General features: G+C 51.2%; 1 protein-coding gene and 1 pseudogene. Both read left to right on the forward strand.

Annotated features, from left to right (window positions below):
* A pseudogene (locus tag EAE93_RS23795) lies at positions 1 to 262 on the forward strand (type VI secretion system tip protein VgrG); the annotation flags it as partial.
* Positions 263 to 264: 2 nt separating this feature from the next.
* The coding region (locus EAE93_RS23800; protein ID WP_214040717.1) for a VRR-NUC domain-containing protein at positions 265 to 1552 on the forward strand (1288 nt) is incomplete at its 3' end.

Below are 1552 nucleotides of genomic sequence, written 5' to 3' on the forward strand. Positions count from 1 at the left end.
TGATTATTCAGCCCGCTATACCCTGCTGAGTGAGCAAAGCGATAAGCCGCTGGTGAATGTCCCCTACACCATCACCACCGGCGATGGTCAGGTCATCCCGGGTAAAACTGATGGGCTGGGCAGAACGGTGACTGTGCAGAGTGCGGCCGAAGACAATCTGCAACTGCGTTCGCCGGAAGCAACACCCAAGCCGAAGCAAACTTTATATCAGGCCAGTGATAACACACCGGTAGAGCATGTTATGGAATTTACGGAGGAATAAGTATGGCAATATCCAACAACGGCAAGATGTGCCCGGCTGTCACATCAATCACCTGTACGATGGAAATAGGGGTCTTTCCCGCCGATGAAGATCCCTGTTATCTGGCGAGAAAAGCCGAATACGCCCTGCGTCTGCCGGCAATGATTATCACCAGGTTGGGGGCTATTCGCTTTCTTAATCAAGTCATTATGAGTGGGTTGATTAAGGTTGAGGAGCTTAAGCATGACTTCCTGTGGCCCTATAAAGCGGAAGTGGTGTTTGCTATCCGAGGAGAGCAAGATGTCCCTTTACCCATGCTAGCCACTAGTCAAGACTCTAAGCAACGTTATAGCAATAATTTACCGCAATCCAGTAACCCATTTGCCCGGCCTTCTGCCGAAGACGCGGAGAAATTTGGGGTTAAACGTATTCGGCGCCCCGATATTATTCTGGTTAAAGATGAGGCTCTTCGCTGGCCGGGCAGAAATGCCACCTACTTCGATGGTTCTGTGCACCCCGATAATCTGAAAATGTTGATTGAGGTGAAATTTCCGGGGGACTCCCTCAATAAAGGGCAAGAAAAAGATTATATCCGGATTGCAACAGAGGACCGCTTTGGTGTAATGCGTGTCGACGATAACCGCACAGAGGAGCAAAAACGGTATGATGAAGCATGGCGGAAACTTTATCAGCCCGGTTCCCAACACTATAAAAATCCCATCCCACTAGCCCCGCTGCCGCCCGGTTCGCCGCCTGATGGGGAAGCTTTACCCACCCCTCCCGCAGAGGGCGTGCCGGGGACCATTCCGCAACCCCTGACAAAAAATCCACCGCTTCTCAGTACTTCCCGCTGGTCGTTTTTACCCAGTTATGAAGACTGGGTAATCCTCGGGCAGGAGGTGGCTGGTTTGGCTGAAAATGGGTTGAATTATGTCCGTGACAGTACCCGGGAGCTGCTTGCCCAGTTTGGTACCTGGTTAAATCAAGCCGGCAAGTGGGTGTGTGAAGAGATTATTGACCCGATAAGCCATCAGGTCAGCTACGCGTTTTCCTGGGTTAATGAACAAACGGGGAAAATCGTGACCTGGACGGAGAGTGAGATAAAAGCCCGGTGGCAGACGGTGCAACAGGGTTCAGACATCACCCTGGAAGAGTTAAAAAACATCAGTTGGATGCAGATATTAAAAGAGGTGGGGGAAGGCATGCTGGAAATGGTGGTGATTATTGCCGGTGTTGCCGTTGTTATCCTTGTCACCCTTGCCGTCGCTGCCGCATTGATTGCACTGGTGGAAATTTTAGCTGCCGCTGCCG

Source organism: Photorhabdus akhurstii (assembly GCF_018448925.1).
In the GTDB taxonomy this organism is placed as follows: domain Bacteria; phylum Pseudomonadota; class Gammaproteobacteria; order Enterobacterales; family Enterobacteriaceae; genus Photorhabdus; species Photorhabdus akhurstii.